At 61.7% G+C, this 17,283-nt stretch carries 20 protein-coding genes; 14 read left to right on the forward strand and 6 right to left on the reverse strand.

Features of this window, described 5'->3' with window-relative positions; genetic code table 11:
• Positions 1 to 21 precede the first annotated feature (21 nt).
• Positions 22 to 414 (reverse strand): 30S ribosomal protein S9, encoded by a 393-nt coding sequence (gene rpsI, locus HNE04_RS10240; RefSeq protein ID WP_172218431.1) that lies wholly within the window; start codon positions 412 to 414, stop codon positions 22 to 24.
• On the reverse strand, positions 411 to 866 hold the full coding sequence (gene rplM, locus HNE04_RS10245; protein ID WP_172218432.1) for a 50S ribosomal protein L13: 456 nt from the start codon (positions 864 to 866) through the stop codon (positions 411 to 413). Before rplM ends, rpsI begins: the two co-directional genes overlap by 4 nt.
• A 487-nt stretch (positions 867 to 1,353) precedes the next feature.
• Here rplM and HNE04_RS10250 point away from each other — a divergent pair, with 487 nt between their 5' ends.
• Complete coding sequence (locus HNE04_RS10250; RefSeq protein ID WP_172218433.1) at positions 1,354 to 2,184, forward strand: hypothetical protein; 831 nt, start codon at positions 1,354 to 1,356, stop codon at positions 2,182 to 2,184.
• 171 nt (positions 2,185 to 2,355) lie between these two features.
• Here the strand turns inward: HNE04_RS10250 and HNE04_RS10255 are convergent, their stop codons facing one another.
• Both HNE04_RS10255 and HNE04_RS10260 read right to left on the reverse strand, forming a co-directional pair.
• Positions 2,356 to 3,183, reverse strand: a complete 828-nt coding sequence (locus HNE04_RS10255; RefSeq protein WP_172218434.1) for a helix-turn-helix domain-containing protein — start codon at positions 3,181 to 3,183, stop codon at positions 2,356 to 2,358.
• A 114-nt stretch (positions 3,184 to 3,297) separates the two neighbouring features.
• A complete protein-coding gene (locus HNE04_RS10260; protein WP_172218435.1) occupies positions 3,298 to 3,435 on the reverse strand; it encodes a hypothetical protein in 138 nt (45 codons plus the stop codon).
• Between the two features lie 364 nt (positions 3,436 to 3,799).
• Between HNE04_RS10260 and HNE04_RS10265 the strand changes: the two genes are divergently transcribed.
• A complete protein-coding gene (locus tag HNE04_RS10265; RefSeq protein ID WP_172218436.1) occupies positions 3,800 to 4,639 on the forward strand; it encodes a hypothetical protein in 840 nt (279 codons plus the stop codon).
• On the opposite strand, the gene HNE04_RS27835 is transcribed toward HNE04_RS10265, so the two are convergent.
• Positions 4,620 to 5,090: a hypothetical protein gene (locus tag HNE04_RS27835; RefSeq protein WP_207717511.1), complete on the reverse strand. Its 471-nt coding sequence runs from the start codon at positions 5,088 to 5,090 to the stop codon at positions 4,620 to 4,622. The genes HNE04_RS10265 and HNE04_RS27835 overlap by 20 nt on opposite strands.
• Positions 5,091 to 5,187: 97 nt before the next feature.
• Between HNE04_RS27835 and HNE04_RS10275 the strand changes: the two genes are divergently transcribed.
• The 12 genes from HNE04_RS10275 to HNE04_RS10330 all read left to right on the forward strand — a co-directional run bounded on the left by HNE04_RS10275 (position 5,188) and on the right by HNE04_RS10330 (position 17,013).
• Complete coding sequence (locus HNE04_RS10275; RefSeq protein ID WP_172218437.1) at positions 5,188 to 6,108, forward strand: 23S rRNA (adenine(2030)-N(6))-methyltransferase RlmJ; 921 nt, start codon at positions 5,188 to 5,190, stop codon at positions 6,106 to 6,108.
• 127 nt (positions 6,109 to 6,235) lie between these two features.
• Positions 6,236 to 6,901 (forward strand): GntR family transcriptional regulator, encoded by a 666-nt coding sequence (locus HNE04_RS10280; RefSeq protein WP_172218438.1) that lies wholly within the window; start codon positions 6,236 to 6,238, stop codon positions 6,899 to 6,901.
• A 48-nt stretch (positions 6,902 to 6,949) separates the two neighbouring features.
• Positions 6,950 to 8,395, forward strand: a complete 1,446-nt coding sequence (locus HNE04_RS10285; protein ID WP_172218439.1) for an FAD-dependent oxidoreductase — start codon at positions 6,950 to 6,952, stop codon at positions 8,393 to 8,395.
• Positions 8,396 to 8,434: 39 nt separating this feature from the next.
• Positions 8,435 to 9,406, forward strand: coding sequence for a Bug family tripartite tricarboxylate transporter substrate binding protein (locus HNE04_RS10290; RefSeq protein WP_172218440.1), 972 nt, complete (start codon positions 8,435 to 8,437; stop codon positions 9,404 to 9,406).
• A 29-nt stretch (positions 9,407 to 9,435) separates the two neighbouring features.
• Complete coding sequence (locus HNE04_RS10295; protein WP_172218441.1) at positions 9,436 to 10,488, forward strand: TauD/TfdA family dioxygenase; 1,053 nt, start codon at positions 9,436 to 9,438, stop codon at positions 10,486 to 10,488.
• A 12-nt stretch (positions 10,489 to 10,500) separates the two neighbouring features.
• Positions 10,501 to 11,511, forward strand: coding sequence for a Bug family tripartite tricarboxylate transporter substrate binding protein (locus tag HNE04_RS10300; RefSeq protein ID WP_235964909.1), 1,011 nt, complete (start codon positions 10,501 to 10,503; stop codon positions 11,509 to 11,511).
• 79 nt (positions 11,512 to 11,590) lie between these two features.
• Positions 11,591 to 12,610, forward strand: a complete 1,020-nt coding sequence (paaA, locus tag HNE04_RS10305) for a 1,2-phenylacetyl-CoA epoxidase subunit PaaA (RefSeq protein WP_172218442.1) — start codon at positions 11,591 to 11,593, stop codon at positions 12,608 to 12,610.
• Positions 12,607 to 12,900: a 1,2-phenylacetyl-CoA epoxidase subunit PaaB gene (gene paaB, locus HNE04_RS10310; RefSeq protein ID WP_172218444.1), complete on the forward strand. Its 294-nt coding sequence runs from the start codon at positions 12,607 to 12,609 to the stop codon at positions 12,898 to 12,900. The genes paaA and paaB overlap by 4 nt, the downstream gene beginning before the upstream one ends.
• On the forward strand, positions 12,900 to 13,688 hold the full coding sequence (gene paaC / locus HNE04_RS10315; RefSeq protein ID WP_172218446.1) for a 1,2-phenylacetyl-CoA epoxidase subunit PaaC: 789 nt from the start codon (positions 12,900 to 12,902) through the stop codon (positions 13,686 to 13,688). The genes paaB and paaC overlap by 1 nt, the downstream gene beginning before the upstream one ends.
• The gene (gene paaD / locus HNE04_RS10320; protein ID WP_172218448.1) at positions 13,682 to 14,182 is read left to right on the forward strand and encodes a 1,2-phenylacetyl-CoA epoxidase subunit PaaD; all 501 of its coding nucleotides are present in this window, start codon (positions 13,682 to 13,684) and stop codon (positions 14,180 to 14,182) included. Before paaC ends, paaD begins: the two co-directional genes overlap by 7 nt.
• Positions 14,183 to 15,280: a 1,2-phenylacetyl-CoA epoxidase subunit PaaE gene (paaE, locus tag HNE04_RS10325; RefSeq protein WP_172218450.1), complete on the forward strand. Its 1,098-nt coding sequence runs from the start codon at positions 14,183 to 14,185 to the stop codon at positions 15,278 to 15,280.
• Between the two features lie 215 nt (positions 15,281 to 15,495).
• Positions 15,496 to 17,013 carry a S8 family peptidase gene (locus HNE04_RS10330; RefSeq protein ID WP_207717512.1) on the forward strand — a complete coding sequence of 506 codons (1,518 nt, stop codon included), beginning with the start codon at positions 15,496 to 15,498 and terminating at the stop codon, positions 17,011 to 17,013.
• Positions 17,014 to 17,052: 39 nt separating this feature from the next.
• Here HNE04_RS10330 and HNE04_RS10335 read toward each other — a convergent pair.
• Positions 17,053 to 17,283: hypothetical protein (locus HNE04_RS10335; RefSeq protein WP_207717513.1), on the reverse strand; the 231-nt coding region annotated here is incomplete at its 5' end.

Below are 17,283 nucleotides of genomic sequence, written 5' to 3' on the forward strand. Positions count from 1 at the left end.
TATCGACAGTAAGGAAACGATTTAACGCTTGCTGAACTGCTTGCGGCGGCGTGCGGAGTGCAGGCCGACCTTCTTACGTTCCACTTCGCGAGCATCACGCGTCACGAAACCGGCTTGCGACAGCGCCGGCTTGAGCGCCGCGTCGTAGTCGATCAGCGCGCGGGTGATGCCGTGGCGCGCCGCGCCGGCCTGGCCCGACTCGCCGCCGCCGTGGACGTTGATCTTGATATCGAACGTCTCGACGTGGTTCGTCAAGAACAGGGGTTGCTTGACGATCATGATCGAAGTCTGGCGACCGAAGAACTCTTGGATGTCCTTGTCGTTGACGGTGATCTTGCCCGTGCCTTTTTTCATGAACACGCGAGCGACGCTGGATTTGCGACGGCCGGTGCCATTGTTCCATTCACCGATCATGTTCTCGCTCCCATTTGGGCTTCAGGAAGTTCCAGCACTTTGGGCTGTTGTGCGGTGTGGGGATGCTCTGCACCGCCGTACACCTTCAGTTTCTTGATCATCGCGTAGCCGAGCGGGCCCTTGGGCAGCATGCCCTTGACGGCCTTTTCCAGCGCGCGGCCGGGGTGCTTGGCTTGCATGTCGCGGAAGTTGGTGGCGCTGATGCCGCCCGGGTAACCCGAGTGGCGGTAGTACACCTTGTCCTGGTTCTTCGTACCCGTCACGCGGATCTGCGAAGCGTTGATGATGACGATGAAGTCACCGGTGTCGACGTGAGGCGTGTAAATGGCCTTGTGTTTGCCGCGCAAACGGAGAGCAACTTCGCTGGCTACTCGTCCGAGGACCTTATCGGTCGCGTCAATCACAAACCACTCGTGCGTCACGTCAGCGGGTTTTGCGCTGAACGTTTTCATGAGTATCTTTCGATGCGGTTTGGCGGGCCCTTTTCCACGGTCGGCGTTCCTCTAGCGGGAATCTCTTAGGTGGGGTTGCATTTGGCAGGAAAACGTAGTGTCGTTTTCCCTTCGAATACGCTCTGACGCGGGGCCACAAGGCGCTGCAGAGCCCGAGATTATACGAAGAATCAAGGACTTAGCGCAAGGCGGGGATGGAAAAGGTGGTGTCTCAGTTTGGAAGTAACGGTCTTTGCGGCCCTTTGCGGCCCTTTGCGGCATGCTGTCCTACAGTCAGTAGGCAGTACCATGCCCGCCAGCGTTGTACGGCCAATGCGCGAAAGCAACGCCGCCTATCAGTTCGAATTGACGTTCACGTCAATGACCTATAAGCTCGCGCCCGAAGTGGGGGAGGTAACGCATTGTGACAATCGCCGGGTTTTACCTGTGTCCGGAAGGAGTGGTCCTTGGTGCAGATAGTACGTCTTCGGCCTTGACGCCCACTGGCATGCATTACTTCGACTTCAACCAGAAGATTTTCGAAGTCGGTGAAGGTGGAACCTTGGGTGTTGTGACTTGGGGCCTCGGCGGGCTGGGCGCGAAGAGCTACCGAACTTTGATCGCTGAGCTTGGCGATGACATCAAGAAGAAGCCCCTTAAGACCGTTCAAGAGGCTGCGGAACGCCTTATCGAGAAGGTTTGGCTGGCCTTCAACAGCTTTAGCCTCAAGAAGCGATATGACGACCTTGCGGCCAAACCCAGCCACAATCCCGCCGACCCGAAGAATGCGGCGAACAGGACCGCTGACGAGGATAAGGAACTCACTAAGCTGAAGGAAGCTTTGGTGATCGGATTTTGTGTTGCGGGTTTTGTGTTGCCGAACCGATCAGTTGCGGCGGCGACAATTCTGTTTGATCCCGCGGCCCCTAAGCCCACGCCGAAGATGACTACATCGGAAGGATGGTCGTGGTCCGGCGCTCCGAACATCATCCAGCGGCTGGTATATGGTATCGACCCCGCACTAAAGAAAGCCGTCATCGATTCCGGTAAATGGCAGGGCTCAGAGCAAGAACTCGATCAGCTTGTTCAGGCCCACAAGTTGAGTCATGCCACGTTACCTATTCGCGATGCTGTTGACTACGTTCATTCATCAATCTATTGCACGATCAAAGCGCTGAAGTTTTCGAGCTTGGCGCAGACTTGTGGCGGTCCAGTTGAGCTGGCGGTCATTACAACCGACCGTAAATTCAGATGGGTCCGACACAAATCCTGGGACGCGGCAATTAATGATGGAGATATCAAAGATGACTTATTCCGCCATGCCAAACACTTTACCTGAACCCCGAGAGCCAAGAACGCTGCAAGAAGCAGTAGCGCGCATGCAGCGCGACTATCAGCGGACTGGCTCATACCGAGCGGAAGACGTTTCGCGAGTCTTGGGTAACCCACGCGACAGCGTTACAGGATCAGTACCCGAGGGATACGCAACCGGCGGTCAGCCAGCCAACATTCATTGGGCCAGTTCCGCGATTTCCTCAAGCGACCAGACGTGATCGGTAAGCCCCGCCTCCATGGCGGGAGTCACGCGCAGCGTCTTGTGGATGCGAGCGAAGTTGTAATGCATGAAGTGCAGCGACACGGCATGCTCTAGGTTCTCCACCTTCTTTGAAAAGCCATTGGTCAGGCGCGTGAACCGGCGCATGCCCATGCGCATGGTCAGGTTCTGGCGCTCCACAAAGCTGGTGCTGATGTGCTTGGCGTCCGGGGCTCCGTTGATGGGGCGTTGCTCGGTCGCTATAAGCTGGGCCGGGCTGTACCTGCGCTGCTCCGGGGTGCTGGGCACACCGTAGTGCTTCACCAGCATCGCATAGTCAATGTCAGCGCCGAAAGCGCCTTCCACGGCGTAGAAATAGGGGGCGTGGCCGTCCGTGGTCAGTTGCACGCGATTGGCGAGCCTACCGGCAACGTCGGTCATGAAAATATTGGCGTACTCGGCATCGCGCTTGCCAACCAGGTAGGAAACGATCAGCTTGGAGTCGGCATCAATGGCGGTCCAGGTCCACACATCGCCATGGCCCAGGACGCCCTTGTCGGCAGGTGCCACGTTCTTTTCCTTGGAATAGCAGAAGGCCCAGATCTCGTCGCACTGGACGCGCTTGCTCTTGAGGTTCCGCAGGTGCTCGGATTGGTACATGTTGCAGGCGAAGCCGACCTCTTCCAGCAGCTTGGTCACGGTGTTGATGGAGCAGCCAACGATGCGAGACACGGCCCGCATGCTCATGCCCTCGACCAGCAAACCGATGACTTGTGCGCGCTTTTCGATGGGGAGGCGGTTCATGGCGTTACCTATCAACTTGAAATGAATTATGCTTGATCGACCAAGCATATTCAAGTTGATTTACTAGCCGTTTTGCTAGATAATGAAACAAGGAAGCGTTGCAGGCAGTTCTAGTTAAGCCTTAACCAAGATCGGCCACGCGCGTTTCCCGTATGCCTTGGCATACAGGCGCTTGCCCTTGACGGTGATGTAGGCCACGAAGCGGACTACATACCCATCGGGGATGGGGAAGTTGAATTTCAACTGTTCCATAAGCACCTCCCTTCTCCGGGGATTCGCTCTGCGCTAACAGAGCGGTCCGGTGCGTTGATTGGTGGTGCCTGCAACGCTTCAGCAGTGGAGCCGCCACGGCCCTCAGTTCGCTATCTTTCTCAGGGATGCGTCGAACTGAGGGCCTTTTCTTTTCCCGACCCGGCAGGGCGGCTACAGCCACCGGGCTCGCCCGATATTCTCATCATGGCTTTTCTCCTTTTCAGTAGCGCGACTGTACCACATTTCGGATTATGCGAACGATTGCTCCGAACGATTGTGAGGTTTATTTGGCAAGCGGCGACTGGTCATTCACGAACGATTGCTGTATTATCCGCCGATCTACATCGAGCAACGGGATCTCAGCATGGCTAATGAAGACGCAGACAAGGTGGGGGTGCCCAGGGGAGTGCGCGGCCCCTCGTACCCGTCAATGAGTATTGAGGAAGCGATTGGCAAGGCTCAGCAGCTTTGGGCCGCTGAGAAGCGAAACGCAGCTCCTGTTGAGGTTGTCGCAAAACATTGGGGCTACTCCGCCACTAGCAGCTCAGGGAAGATGACCGTAGCGGCGCTTCTCCACTATGGCTTGATTGGGGATTCGGGGTCAGGCAAGCATCGTATGGTGAAGCTCACGGGGCGAGCCTTGGACATCGTGCTTGATGAAGTGGCCGACTCGCCACGCCGACTACAGGCAATCAAGGACGCCGTCGGGGCGCCGAAGCTCTACGCGGACATCATGGCGAAGTGGCCCCCACAAGAAGGGCTGCCGTCAGATCCGACCTTGCGCTTTTACTTGCTTCGAGAAAAGAGCTTCAACGAAGGATCAATCGCGGCATTCATCAAGGATTTCCGGAGTTCCATTGCTTTTGCAAAGCTGGATAAAACACCTACAATTGGCAGCGAGGACACTGCTCAGACCGATGATAATCTGCCATCTGAATTTGCAGAAACCGATAAAGTTGTGAAGGATCAGACGTTGCAAGCCGCTCAAGTCGAGCAAACCGCGAAAGCCCAAGGATCAGGGCGTGTTGCGGCGCCAGCCATTCAACAAAGTGCAGGCGTCAAGCAAGACACCTTTTCCCTCGACGAGGGGCAAGTGGTACTTCAGTTTCCAGAGAAAATGAGCGCGGACAGCTACGAAGACTTCAAAGACTGGATCGAACTCCAGCTTCGGAGGATCAAACGCTCTATTCCCCCTGCGGCTTAGCCTTCCAGCGTCCCGCAGCAGCCTTCCTTGCGATCTCTGACCGCTGCTCGGGCGTCAGGCTTGCGGCCCGCGCAGCCCCGCCCTTCTTCCCGCCTAGCTTGCCGAGCTTCACTGCGGCAGCGTTCTTCTTCTCTTCGGCTGGGGCTTCCGTCTTAGGCTCGTCGCCAGTCGCCTCATCCAATATTCGCTTGGCGAGCTGGCTCATATCGAGGTTTTTGGGACGGGCGGGCATGGGCGAATTATCGCGCTCCCGGATGGTCCCCCAGCGGGCAATTGCGCCCTTCAATCCGTTCGCCTTGCGCTGATCGGCTGGGACCTTGGCCGCACTGGCTTCGCCGCCTATGATGGCAATTGCGCGGCTCACGCGGGCCATTGGGGCCTCACCAGGCCGGGGCTCAGTCAGCGTGAGCGTCCGCAGTATGCCGAACGCGATCTGGTTTTCGTCTCTCATGCATTCACCGTAGCAGAGGGGCGAAATAGGTCAAGGACGCTTGCATTCAAACTGAGACACCACCATGGAAAACACGGGCGGCGGTTACCATCGCCGCATGTTCAGTTACCGCCACGCCTTCCATGCAGGCAACCACGCCGATGTGCTCAAGCACACGATGCTGATCGCCATCCTGCGGCACCTGACGCAGAAGGATTCTCCGCTGGTGGTCGTCGACACCCACGCCGGAGCAGGCCTGTACCGGCTGGACGGCGACTACGCCGGCACCTCGGGCGAGGCGACGGACGGCGTCGTCAAGCTTTTTGCCGCGCTGGCGCCCGCCGATTCTTCCAAGGTTGCTATTAAAGATATAGCGCCGGTGCTGCAGGATTACATGGAGACGGTGGCCGGCTTCAACCCCAGCGGCCAGCTGAAGATGTACCCGGGCTCGCCGTTCATTGCACAGGCGCTGCTGAGGGAAGAGGCGCGCGACAAGCTCAAGCTGTTCGAGATGCATCCGACCGACAGCAAGGCGCTGGCCGCCAACATCGCCCAGCTCAAGGCCGGCCGTCAGGTCGCGGCCGCGCGCCAGGACGGCTTCGAGGGCCTGAAGGCCTTCCTGCCTCCGCCCTCGCGGCGCGCCCTGGTGCTGATAGACCCGAGCTACGAGATCAAGAGCGATTACCAGAAAGTGAGCGGCTGCATACAGGACAGCCTCAAGCGGTTCTCGACCGGCACCTACGTCGTCTGGTATCCGGTGATCCCGCGGCCCGAGGCGCATGAACTCCCGCGCCGCCTGAAGACCCTGGCCAACCAGGCAGGCAAGCCCTGGCTGCACGCCACCCTGGCGATCGGCCAGGCGGAGGACCGCAACGTGCCCGGCGAGCCCGGACGGGGGCAAGGCCTCACGGCCAGCGGCATGTTCGTCATCAACCCGCCCCATACCCTCAAGCCGGCCCTGACCCTCGCGCTGCCGCAGCTGTTGCAAGTGCTGGGCCGCGGACGCGGCAAGGGCCAGACGCTGGAAGCCGGCGGCTAACCGCGCGGCCCGCCACCAACAAGTATCCCCGGGTAACTACCTAGCGCTGTCGAGATTGACAGCAGGATTGCGTGCGACTCAGAATGTGGACACCGTGTATACACACAGTCGACATTGAATGACGCACATGCCAGCCCCCCGAAAGAATCAAGACCTCGCCGGCAATGCCTACCAGCAGATGCGCGAGGCCATCATGCAAGGCCATTACGCTCCGGGCGAGCCGCTCTTCGAGGTGCACCTCGCCGCCAAGATGGGCATGAGCCGTACCCCGCTGCGCGAGGCTCTGAAGGTGTTGGCACGCGACGGCTTCGTGCAGGCTGTGCCGGCGCGGGGCTACATCGTTCCCCATCGGTCGATGGATGACCTGCGCGAGCTGTTCGAGCTTCGCGAGTCCCTGGAGGGAATGGCCGCGCGCTGCGCCGCCTTGCGCGCAACGGACGCCACGATCGCCGAGCTCGAGCAGCTGTGCGTGCTCTATGCAAACGAAGGCGACTGGCAGCAGTGGGCGAAGATCGGCACCCAATTCCACACCGCATTGGTGGCGGCAGCACAAAACGAGCGCATGGCCACCATCCTGGATTCGCTCAAGGGGCAAATACTGCATTCCCGCCGTTCAGCCTTGCGCGCCGATCAGGACCGGCGCGACGCGGCGATCCGCGAGCACCGCGCCATCCTCGATGCAGTGCGGGCGCGAGACGGCGCAGCCGCAGAAGCGCTTGCCCGAGAGCACGTGCGCCTGTCGTACGCCGCCACTCTTTCGTCATACCAGAGCCGACCCCCTGCCAGCCGCTGAGCCCGGCCTTCGCAACCCAACCCCAACCGCAACAGGAGCAACATCCAAATGCAACCCACTTCGGTCCACCACGACAAGGGCTTCCTCGTCGAACCCCCGCGCCAGACACCCATCGTGCGGGAGGTCGACGTGCTGGTGTGTGGCGGCGGCGTGTCCGGTATCGGCGCCGCGCTCGGTGCCGCCCGCGCCGGCGCCAAGACCCTGGTCATCGAGCGCAACGCCTTCCTGGGCGGTGCGGCCACTGCGGTGATCATGAACACCTGGAACGTGCCAGTCTCCCGGATGACGGGGGTCTCGCGCGAAGTTGCTCTCACACTGGCCGAGCGCGGCGCAGGCAATATCAGCGGCCCGACGTTTCCGTTCGATCCCGAGGCGTTCAAGGAGCTTTCGGTGGATCTGCTCAAGCGCGCGGGCGTCGAAGTACTCAACTACACGTCGATTCAGGACGCGATCATGGATGGCTCGCGCATCAAAGGCGTGCTCATCCACAACAAGTCGGGCCGCCAGGCAATCCTTGCACGGACCGTTGTTGATGCCACCGGCGATGCAGACGTGGCCGCCGCCGCCGGGGCCGAGTACGTCAAGGGACGCGAAAAAGACAACAAGATGCGCCCCATGAGTGTCCTGTTCCGTCTGGGAGGTGTCGACCTTCCCAAGGTCATCGAATACTGCCGCAGCCAGCCGAAGGAATATTTCACGGCCGACCCCAACTTCCACATCCTCGAGCCCGAGAAAGGCCTGGTTCGCCTGTCGGGCTTCTTTCACATCGCGGAAAAGGCGCGGGCGGCGGGCGAACTGCCCGAAGAGATCCACTACCTTCGCTTCGAGGGCATCGACGTCGCTCATGGCATCGTGACGGTCAACAATTCGCGTGTCTATGGCGTGGATGGCACCAACGCCTGGGACATCTCGCGCGCCGACACTGAGGCACGGCTTCAGAACCGCAAGCTGCATTCGGTAATCCGCAAGTACATCCCAGGTTTCGAGAACGCGTATGTCATCGACTCGTCCCCGACGGTGGGCGTGCGCGAGACGCGCCGCATTCGCGGCCCCTATGTGCTGCCACAGGAGGACCTGGCCGCGCAGCGCACGTTCGACGACAGCGTCGTGCGCATCTGGCGGCACATGGCTGCCGGGGTCGACTGGCACAAGGCTGAAGGCGGCGAGGGTGCCCCGAGCGACGCGGTGTATCGCACCTCGACCACCAACCTCGCCTGGTTCGAGCTCCCGTGGCGCGTGTTCACGCCGAACAACGTCGAAGGCATGACCGTCGGCGGACGCGTGCTGTCGGTGACGCACGATGCCGACATGTGGACCCGGGGCCAGTACTGCTGTCTCGTGACCGGACAGATCGCCGGCATCGCCGCCGCCCTCGCCGCCACGCAGGGCATCACCCCGACTGAGCTCGATGTGCGTGAGCTGCAGCGCGCACTCGCGGACCAAAGCATCGATGTCGGCTCCGCGGCCGACCGGCTGCTGGCCAAGGCGGCCTGAACTGCGCATTCTCCCAATCACCGATCAAGGAGACACCTCATGAAAGTTCTGGCAACCCTGGCCTCCATTACCGCGCTTTGCCTTGGCGCCAACAGCGCTGCGCTCGCACAGGCGGCGTATCCGACCAAGCCTGTCACGATCATCGCCGCCTTCCCGCCGGGCGGCACGGTCGATCTGCTGGCGCGCGTGCTCGGGCAGAAGCTGACCGAAGAATGGAAACAGCCCGTGATCGTGGACAACCGGCCCGGCGCGAGCGGCATTGTCGGGTCGCAGCACGTCGCCAAGGCGAGTCCGGACGGCTACACGCTCATGGTGGTGCCGATCACCCACGTGACGAACTCGAGCCTGTTCAAGAAGGTACCGTACGACCCGATCACCGATTTCACACCGATTTCGATGCTCGCAACGTCACCCATCATGCTGGTCGTCAAAAACGACTTCAAGGCGAAGAACGTGGGCGAGCTGGCGGCGATGGCGAAGGCCAACCCTGGCATGCTGAACTGCGGCTCGGGCGGCAACGGCACGTCGCAGCACTTGGCATGCGAGCTGTTCAAGACCATGACCCAGGTTGACATCAAACATGTGGCCTACAAGGGTAATGCCGCGGCCATGACGGACGTGATGGGCGGCCAGATCGAGTTGCTGTTCGACCAGATGGCCACCGCGGTGCCCCACGTGAAGGGCGGCCGGGTGCGTGCGCTCGGCGTGAGCACGGCCAAGCGTTCTCCTGCGATGCCCAACGTGCCGACGATCGCTGAGTCCGGAGTGCCGGGCTATGAGGTCAACGCGTGGTTCGGCATCGTAGGGCCGCCCGGCATGCCGAAAGACGTGATCGAACGCATCAACGCGTCGCTGCGCAATGCGCTGGCGTTGCCGGACGTGCAGAAACAGCTCGGTGACCAGGGGCTCGAGCTGGTTGGGAGCTCGCCCGAGGATTTCCGCAATACGCTGAAATCCGACTTGGTGAAGTGGGCCGACGTGATCAAGCAGGCGGGCGTGCGAATCGATTGAGCCGGCTCCATGAAACGCAAGGAGACACAATGAAAGAAACCATTCACCTGATGCCCGTCGAAGACCCAAGCGCCTGGCGCAATGCCGACCTTCGTGACGACCAATCATGGATTTACCACCTCACAAGCGAGAACATCGTCGAGATTGAGGCTGCGCTGAAGAGCGCAATGCGGCAACGGCTTGAATTTCAGCAGATAGAGAAAGAGGACTTTGCACTGCCTTCAATGGAGCCGCTGTTTGAGCGGTTACGCGATAGCCTGCTGCGTGGGCGAGGCGTTGCGCTGGTAAAAGGCCTGCCAGTCGATCGGTATTCTCAAGAAGAATCGAGCATGATTTTCTGGGGTATCGGCACTCATCTGGGCATTGGCGTTACACAAAACGCCGCAGCGGAGTTGCTTGGCCACGTGTACGACCGTGGATTGAACTACAGCCAACGCACCGTACGTGCATACCAAGTGCGCGCTGAGCTATCACTCCATTGCGATAACTCCGATTTGGTCGGCCTTCTCTGCCTGCGCCAAGCAAAGTCGGGCGGTCGAACGCTGCTTACGAGTTCCATGAGCGTTTACAACGAAATCCTGCGCACGCATCCCGAGCATCTCAGCGTGCTCTTCAGTGGTTTCGTGTACGACCGTAAAGGCGAACACGGACCGGACGAGTTAGCTTTCAGCGAGAAGATTCCGGTTTTTAGTACCACTGACGGGGTCCTGAGTTGCCGCTATGCCCGTTCGTACATCGAGCACGCGCCAAAGAGCACTCATGTCGCCCTTTCGCCTACGGAGCGTGAAGTGCTTGATTACTTCGATGCCGTTGCATCGCGTGAAGATCTCCGCTTCGAGTTCGCGATGGAACCGGGCGACATGCAGTTCCTGAATAACTACACAGTGCTTCATGGAAGAACGGAGTACGAAGACCATCCCGAACCCGAGCAAAAGCGCTATATGTTGAGGCTATGGCTCGAAGTACCCGAGGTACGCGACATCGAGAGCGACATCGTTCGTTATGGCTTCACCCGCTTTGGCAAACACGGACTGAGCGCCAGAGAATGGTTGGCGTCGCAGCGCCAGACGGTACCAAGCTAATTGAAGACTTCGATGAATCACAACCGCTGGAAAAAGTGCTGTTCCATGAAATTTTTAAATAATCTTCGCTTCGTATTCGGGGTACTGGCTCTGGCAGCCGTGAGTACCGCAACACTTGCACACGGGTACCCGAACAAGCCGATTCGCTTCATAGTGCCCTACCCGCCAGGCGGGGCGTCCGATGTCCTGGCACGGGCTCTTGCCAACAAGATGTCAGAGAGCATGGGGCAGAGCATTGTGGTGGAGAACCGCGCCGGCGCGGGCGGAAACATTGGCGCCGACGTCGTTGCGAAGGCTGCCCCCGATGGCTATACGCTATTAATGGGCAACATCGGCCCGAATGCGATCAGTCCTGCTCTTTACCCTAAGCTTCCTTACGATCCGATCAAGGACTTCACCCCGATATCGCTCGTCTCTTCAGTACCCATTGTTCTGGTGGCGCACCCATCGTTCCCCGCCTCGAACATGAAAGAAGTTATCGCTCTCGCGAAGTCAAAACCGGGGCAGTTCAACTATGCTTCGGCCGGGAACGGCTCGTCCAACCATCTGGCCATGGAGCTCTTGAAGTCCCTTGCCGGCGTCAACTTCGCGCATGTCGCGTACAAGGGAGGCTCGCCGGCCATGGCTGACCTCATTGCCGGTCATATTCAAATTGCATTCGATACGCTGCCGGTCGCTTTGCCGCACGTAAAGGCAGGGAAGGTAAAGGCCATTGCGTTTGCCGGCACCAAGGGTTCAAGTGTCTTGCCCGAATTGCCGACCATCGCCGATTCCGGGGTTGCCGGATACGAGGCGAGCTCGTGGGGCGGCTTGATGGCGCCGGGAGGAACTCCTCGTGACGTCGTCGATAAGCTTAATTTGGAAGTCAACCGCGCCCTCGGTCAGCCTGACGTCCGCGAAAGCCTTGCGAAGTTAGGTATCGAGCCGGTCGGCACCACACCCGAGCAATTCGCAACTTACATTGAAGCCGAGATCAAAAAATGGAAGCGCGTAGTCAGTGAAGCAGGTATCAAACTTGAATGAGTGACCTCTTCCTGGCAGGGCTTGCCGCGGCAAGCCACATTAACCGACCGCTCGGTCGGTTAATTGCTATACTGGGGGCATGTACACCCAAGCCCTGGATTTACCCGATCCCGACAGCCGCAGCCTGAAGCCGGTGCCGACTTCGGCTGGGAGCGCGGTCGATGCGTTGCAAACCCAGTTCGACGTGAAGATCGACGCCGACCGCAAGATCGAGCCGCAGGACTGGATGCCCGAGGCCTACCGCAAGACCCTGGTGCGGCAGATCAGCCAGCACGCGCACAGCGAGATCGTCGGCATGCTGCCCGAGGGCAACTGGATTTCGCGCGCGCCTTCGCTCAAGCGCAAAGCCATCCTCCTGGCCAAGGTGCAGGACGAATGCGGGCATGGCCTGTACCTCTACTCGGCCGCTGAAACGCTGGGCACCAGCCGCGACCAGATGCTCGACGGCCTGCACAGCGGCAAGGCCAAGTACAGCTCGATCTTCAACTACCCCACCCTGACCTGGGCCGACGTGGGCACGATAGGCTGGCTGGTGGACGGCGCGGCGATCATGAACCAGGTGCCGATCTGCCGCTGCTCCTACGGCCCCTATGCACGGGCCATGATCCGCATCTGCAAGGAAGAAAGCTTCCACCAGCGCCAGGGCTTCGAAAGCCTGATGACCTTGATGGCCGGCACCCAGGCGCAGCGCGATATGGTGCAGGACGCGGTCAATCGCTGGTGGTGGCCGGTGCTGGCGATGTTCGGACCACCCGACGCCGACAGCCCTAACAGCGCGCAAGGCATGCGCTGGGGCATCAAGCGCATCAGCAACGACGACCTGCGCCAGAAGTTCGTGGACGCGACGGTGCCGCAGGCCAGGATCCTGGGCGTGACCCTGCCCGACCCCGACCTGAAATGGAACGAGGAACGCGGCCACCACGACTACGGCGCCATCGACTGGGACGACTTCTGGGCCGTTGTCAATGGCAACGGCCCCTGCAACAAGGAACGCCTGGCCACTCGGGTCAAGGCCTACGGCGAAGGCCAGTGGGTGCGCGATGCGGCATTGGCCCATGCCCGCAAGCAACAGGCCAGGCAACTCAAGGAGGCAGCATGACCACAGTCACGAACGAGTGGCCCCTCTGGGAAGTGTTCGTGCGCAGCAAGCAGGGCCTGGAGCACAAGCACTGTGGCAGCCTGCACGCGGCCGACGCGCCGCAGGCACTGCAGATGGCGCGGGACGTGTACACGCGGCGCATGGAAGGCGTGAGCATCTGGGTCGTGCCGTCGGCGCTCATCACGGCGAGCGAACCGGACGACAAGGCCGAGTTCTTCGATCCGGCCGCCGACAAGATTTATCGCCACCCGAGCTTCTACGAGATCCCCGACGAAGTCGGCCACATGTGATGAGCGCGAACGCTCCTGTGGACTACCTGCTGCACCTGGCCGACAACGCGCTGGTGCTGGGCCAGCGCAACGCGGAATGGTGCGGGCACGGCCCGGCACTCGAAGAAGACATCGCCCTGGCCAACATCAGCCTGGACCTGATCGGCCAGTCGCGGCTGCTCTACCAGCACGCCGCCGCGTTGATGGGTGGCGGTGCCACCGAGGACAAGCTGGCATATTTCCGCGACGCGAACCAGTTCCGCAATTACACGCTGCTGGAGTTGCCGCACCATGGCCCGCTGGCCGCGAACGCCGCGGCCGACCGCGACTACGCCACCACCATCGTCCGCAATTTCCTCTACAGCAGCCTGATGCTGCTGGTGTGGGAGTCGCTGCAATCGTCGCAGGACACGCAGCTCGCCGCCATCGCCGCGAAGTCGATCAAGGAAACGCGCTACCACCTGCGCCATGCGCGCGATTGGCTGATCAGGCTGGGCGACGGCACCGATGAGTCGCATGCCCGAGCCCAGGCGGCCATCGACCACCTGATGCCCTACACCCAGGAATTCTGGACCGTGTCCAAGGCCGAAGCCGACGCGGTCTCCACGGGCGCGGGCGTGGATGCGCGCTTGCTGCGCGAAGCCTGGGACCAGGAAGTGGATGAAGCGCTGGCCGAGGCCACGCTGCACCGGCCCCAGGCCGGCGGCTATTTGCCGCGCGGCAAGGAAGGACTGCACTCCGACCACCTGGGCTATGTGCTGGCGGAAATGCAAAGCCTGGCCAGACAGCACCCCGGAGCACAGTGGTGAACCGCACGCAGCGGGCCTGGCGGGTGCTGGAGGCGGTCCCCGACCCGGAAATCCCCGTGGTGTCGATCCGCGAGCTCGGCATCCTGCGTGAAATCAATGAGCTGGACGGCGAGCTGGAGGTGGTGATCACACCCACTTACAGCGGCTGCCCGGCGATGGGCCAGATCGAGGACGACGTGCGCGCCGCCCTGGCCGCCAATGACCTCAGTGCCAAGATAGTGACGCGGTTGGCGCCGGCCTGGACCACCGACTGGATAGACGAAGCGGCCCGGCAGAAGCTGCGCGACTTCGGGATTTCGCCACCCCATACGGTGCCTCCGGCCAACGTCGTGCGTTTCGCGCGGCCCACGGCGAGCGCACCCGTTTCAGTGCCCTGCCCTCATTGCGGCTCGACCGACACGACCGAGACCTCGCACTTCAGTTCCACGGCCTGCAAGGCGCTGTACAAGTGCCTCCATTGCCTCGAACCCTTCGACTACTTCAAGCCTTATTGAATGGCCATCCATTTCCATCCGTTGAGCGTGAAGCGCGTCAGCCCGGACGCCGCGGGCTCTGCCGCCATCACGCTGGCGGTGCCCGAGGCGCTGCGTGACAAGTTTGCTTTCCAGCCCGGCCAGTTCCTGACACTGCGTGCCACCATCGACGGGGAGGAGACGCGGCGCAGCTATTCGATCTGCAGCCCGCGCCAGCGCTACCTGGCGAGCGGGGAAATCGATATCGGCATCAAGCCGGTTGACGAAGGCACCTTCTCGCACTGGGCCCTGGCGCAGCTCAAGCCGGGGATGGCCATCGACGTGATGCCACCCGACGGCCGCTTCACCCCCCGGATCGCGGGGGCCCGGCACCGCGTCGGTTTTGCCGCCGGTTCGGGCATCACGCCCATGCTTTCCATCATCGCCAGCACGCTGGCCAGCGAACCCGACTCCAGCTTCACGCTGGTCTACGGCAACCAGCGCGTCAACACCATCATGTTCAACGAGGCCCTGCAGGACCTGAAGGACCGCTACCCGGCCCGGCTCTCGCTGATCCACCTGTTGTCGCGCCAGGCGCAAGAGCTGGAATTGCTGAACGGTCGCATCGACGAAGCCAAGGTAGCGGAGTTGCTGCGCACCGTGGTGCCGGTCAGTTCGATCGACGAGGCCTTTCTTTGCGGCCCGGCGGGCATGATCGATTCAGCGCAGAGCGCGCTGACGGCGGCAGGCGTTCCCGTGGCTCGCATTCACAGCGAGCGCTTCATTCCGGCCGCGCCGGGCGTGGCGAAAAAGCCAGTCGCGAAACCGGCTGTCATGCCGGCCGCAGAGCAGCCAGCCGCCGCGCACCGCCTCGACATCGTGCTCGACGGGAAAACCCACCATTTGTTCATGCGTGCTGGAGAGAAAGTGCTCGACACCGCCTTGGAAGCGGGATTGGACCTTCCGTATTCCTGTCGAGGCGGCGTTTGCTGCACTTGCCGTGCTCGTGTGATGGAGGGCACGGTCGAGATGGAAAAAAACTACACCTTGGAGCAGGCCGAGATCGACAAGGGTTTCGTTCTGACCTGCCAAGCGGTACCGCGCAGCCAGCGCGTGGTCGTCAGCTACGACGATCGCTAAAGAAACTGCCCGTAACTTTTGAGACGAGGCGCTGCGCCGCGCCTCGTCGCTTTCGCTTTGATTGATGAGCTATGCAGCTCATCAATTGTTAAAGCGGAGCTCAACCGCTTACTTTTTACCGCCGGCCAAACTGTCGTGTTGGCCTTCGTGAGCTCTACCATGCCGGACGGCTGAGCTAGCCCTCAGTACAGCCGTCTATCAACAGGGTTCGCTTCATGAAGTTTCTTTCTCTCGCCGCGGCCGCAATGGTCGTATTCGCGCCGGTCTCGTTCGCACAGACAGCAGATACCGCCTCCCATCCGTTTGCCAAGTCGCAGCCGATCCCCGGACGCTACATCGTGGTGTTCAAGAAAACCGTGCCGAACGCCGCTGCCGAAGCCGCCAATCTGGTGCGCGGTCAAGGCGGCCAACTGCACCACACCTATTCCGGGGCGCTGAAGGGCTTTGCCGCTAGCCTGCCCGAAGCCGCCTTGCAAGGCATTCGCAACAACCCGAATGTCGAGTACATCGAGCAGGACCACACGGTGTCGCTCAAGCAGGTCGCGTCCCCACAGAACCAAGCCAGCTGGGGCCTGGACCGGATCGACCAGGCCGACCGTCCGCTGGACACCCAGTACCACTTCGGCCAGACCGGCGCGGGCGTCACGGCATTCATCGTCGACACCGGCATTCGCCCGGATCATGTCGAGTTCACGGGCCGCCTGCTGGCGGGCTACGACACCGTGGGTGATGGCAATGGCACCAACGACTGCAACGGCCACGGCACCCACGTGGCCGGCACCGTCGGCGGCACCACCTGGGGGGTCGCCAAAGGGGCTTCGCTGGTTCCCGTCCGTGTACTGGACTGCGCGGGCTCCGGCGCATGGAGCGGCGTGATTGCCGGCATGGATTGGGTGGCCAACAGTCCGCAGCGTCCCGCGGTGGCCAACATGTCTCTCGGCGGTGCAGTCTCGGCCTCGCTCGACGCGGCCGTGGCCGGCGCCGTCGCCAAGGGCGTGACGGTGGTCGTCGCGGCGGGTAACAGCAACGCGGATGCCTGCACCGTCTCGCCTGCGCGAGAGCCCAGCGCCATCACGGTGGGCGCCATCACTACCCTGGACGCGCGCGCGTCGTATTCGAATTGGGGCAGCTGCGTGGACATCTTCGCGCCGGGCTCGGGCATCACCTCGGCCTGGAACACCGGCGCCACCGCCAGCAACACCATTGGCGGCACCTCGATGGCCTCGCCGCATGTGGCCGGGGTGGCAGCGTTGGCGCTGGCGAGCAACCCTAGCGCCACGCCAGCGGCGGTGGCGGCGCTTCTGGTGTCCAGCGCCACGCCCAACCGCCTGGTGCCGACCGTCATGGGGCCCGGCTCGCCGAATCTGCTCGTGTACTCCATGCTCGGCAACGCCCCCGCCGTGCAACCCACGGCTCAGACCGTGGCCTTCAAGTCCATGGCTGGCAGCGCGGCCAGGTCCGGCGGAAACTGGAAGGCTTTCGCCGCCGTGACCGTGCGCGACATCAATACCGGCGCCGGCGTTGCCAACGCCGCCGTCACCGGCAGCTTCTCGGTGGGCGGAACCGCGACCTGCACGACAGGCAGCACCGGCGGCTGCACGCTGACCAGCGGCCCCATCAAATCGAACGCAGCCTCCAGCACCACCCTGACCGGGACCGGCGTCACGGGCACGCTCATGACCTACGACGCGAGCCAGAACACGGTCAGCCAGATCGTCATCTCCAAGCCCTGAGATCCGCAATCAGGCCGGGCCTTGCGGCCCGGCCTGCGCTCAGACGATCGTGGTGATGTCGGTTGCGGCAAGATCAACACCCACCACCGTGACAATGGTGTGCTGGCCGCCTGCCGTTTCGGTGATATCCACGATGCTGTTGGCGCCGGTATTGTCGATCGTGAAGCTGTTGGCTCCCAGCAGCACCAGCTTGTCGACGCCCGGCGTGAAGGCGTTGGCCTGGTACGTATTCTTCGTATCGGGCAGGTCGATGTTGAACGCATCGGCGCC

The organism is Caenimonas soli, from assembly GCF_013155545.1.
GTDB lineage: Bacteria > Pseudomonadota > Gammaproteobacteria > Burkholderiales > Burkholderiaceae_C > Ramlibacter > Ramlibacter soli.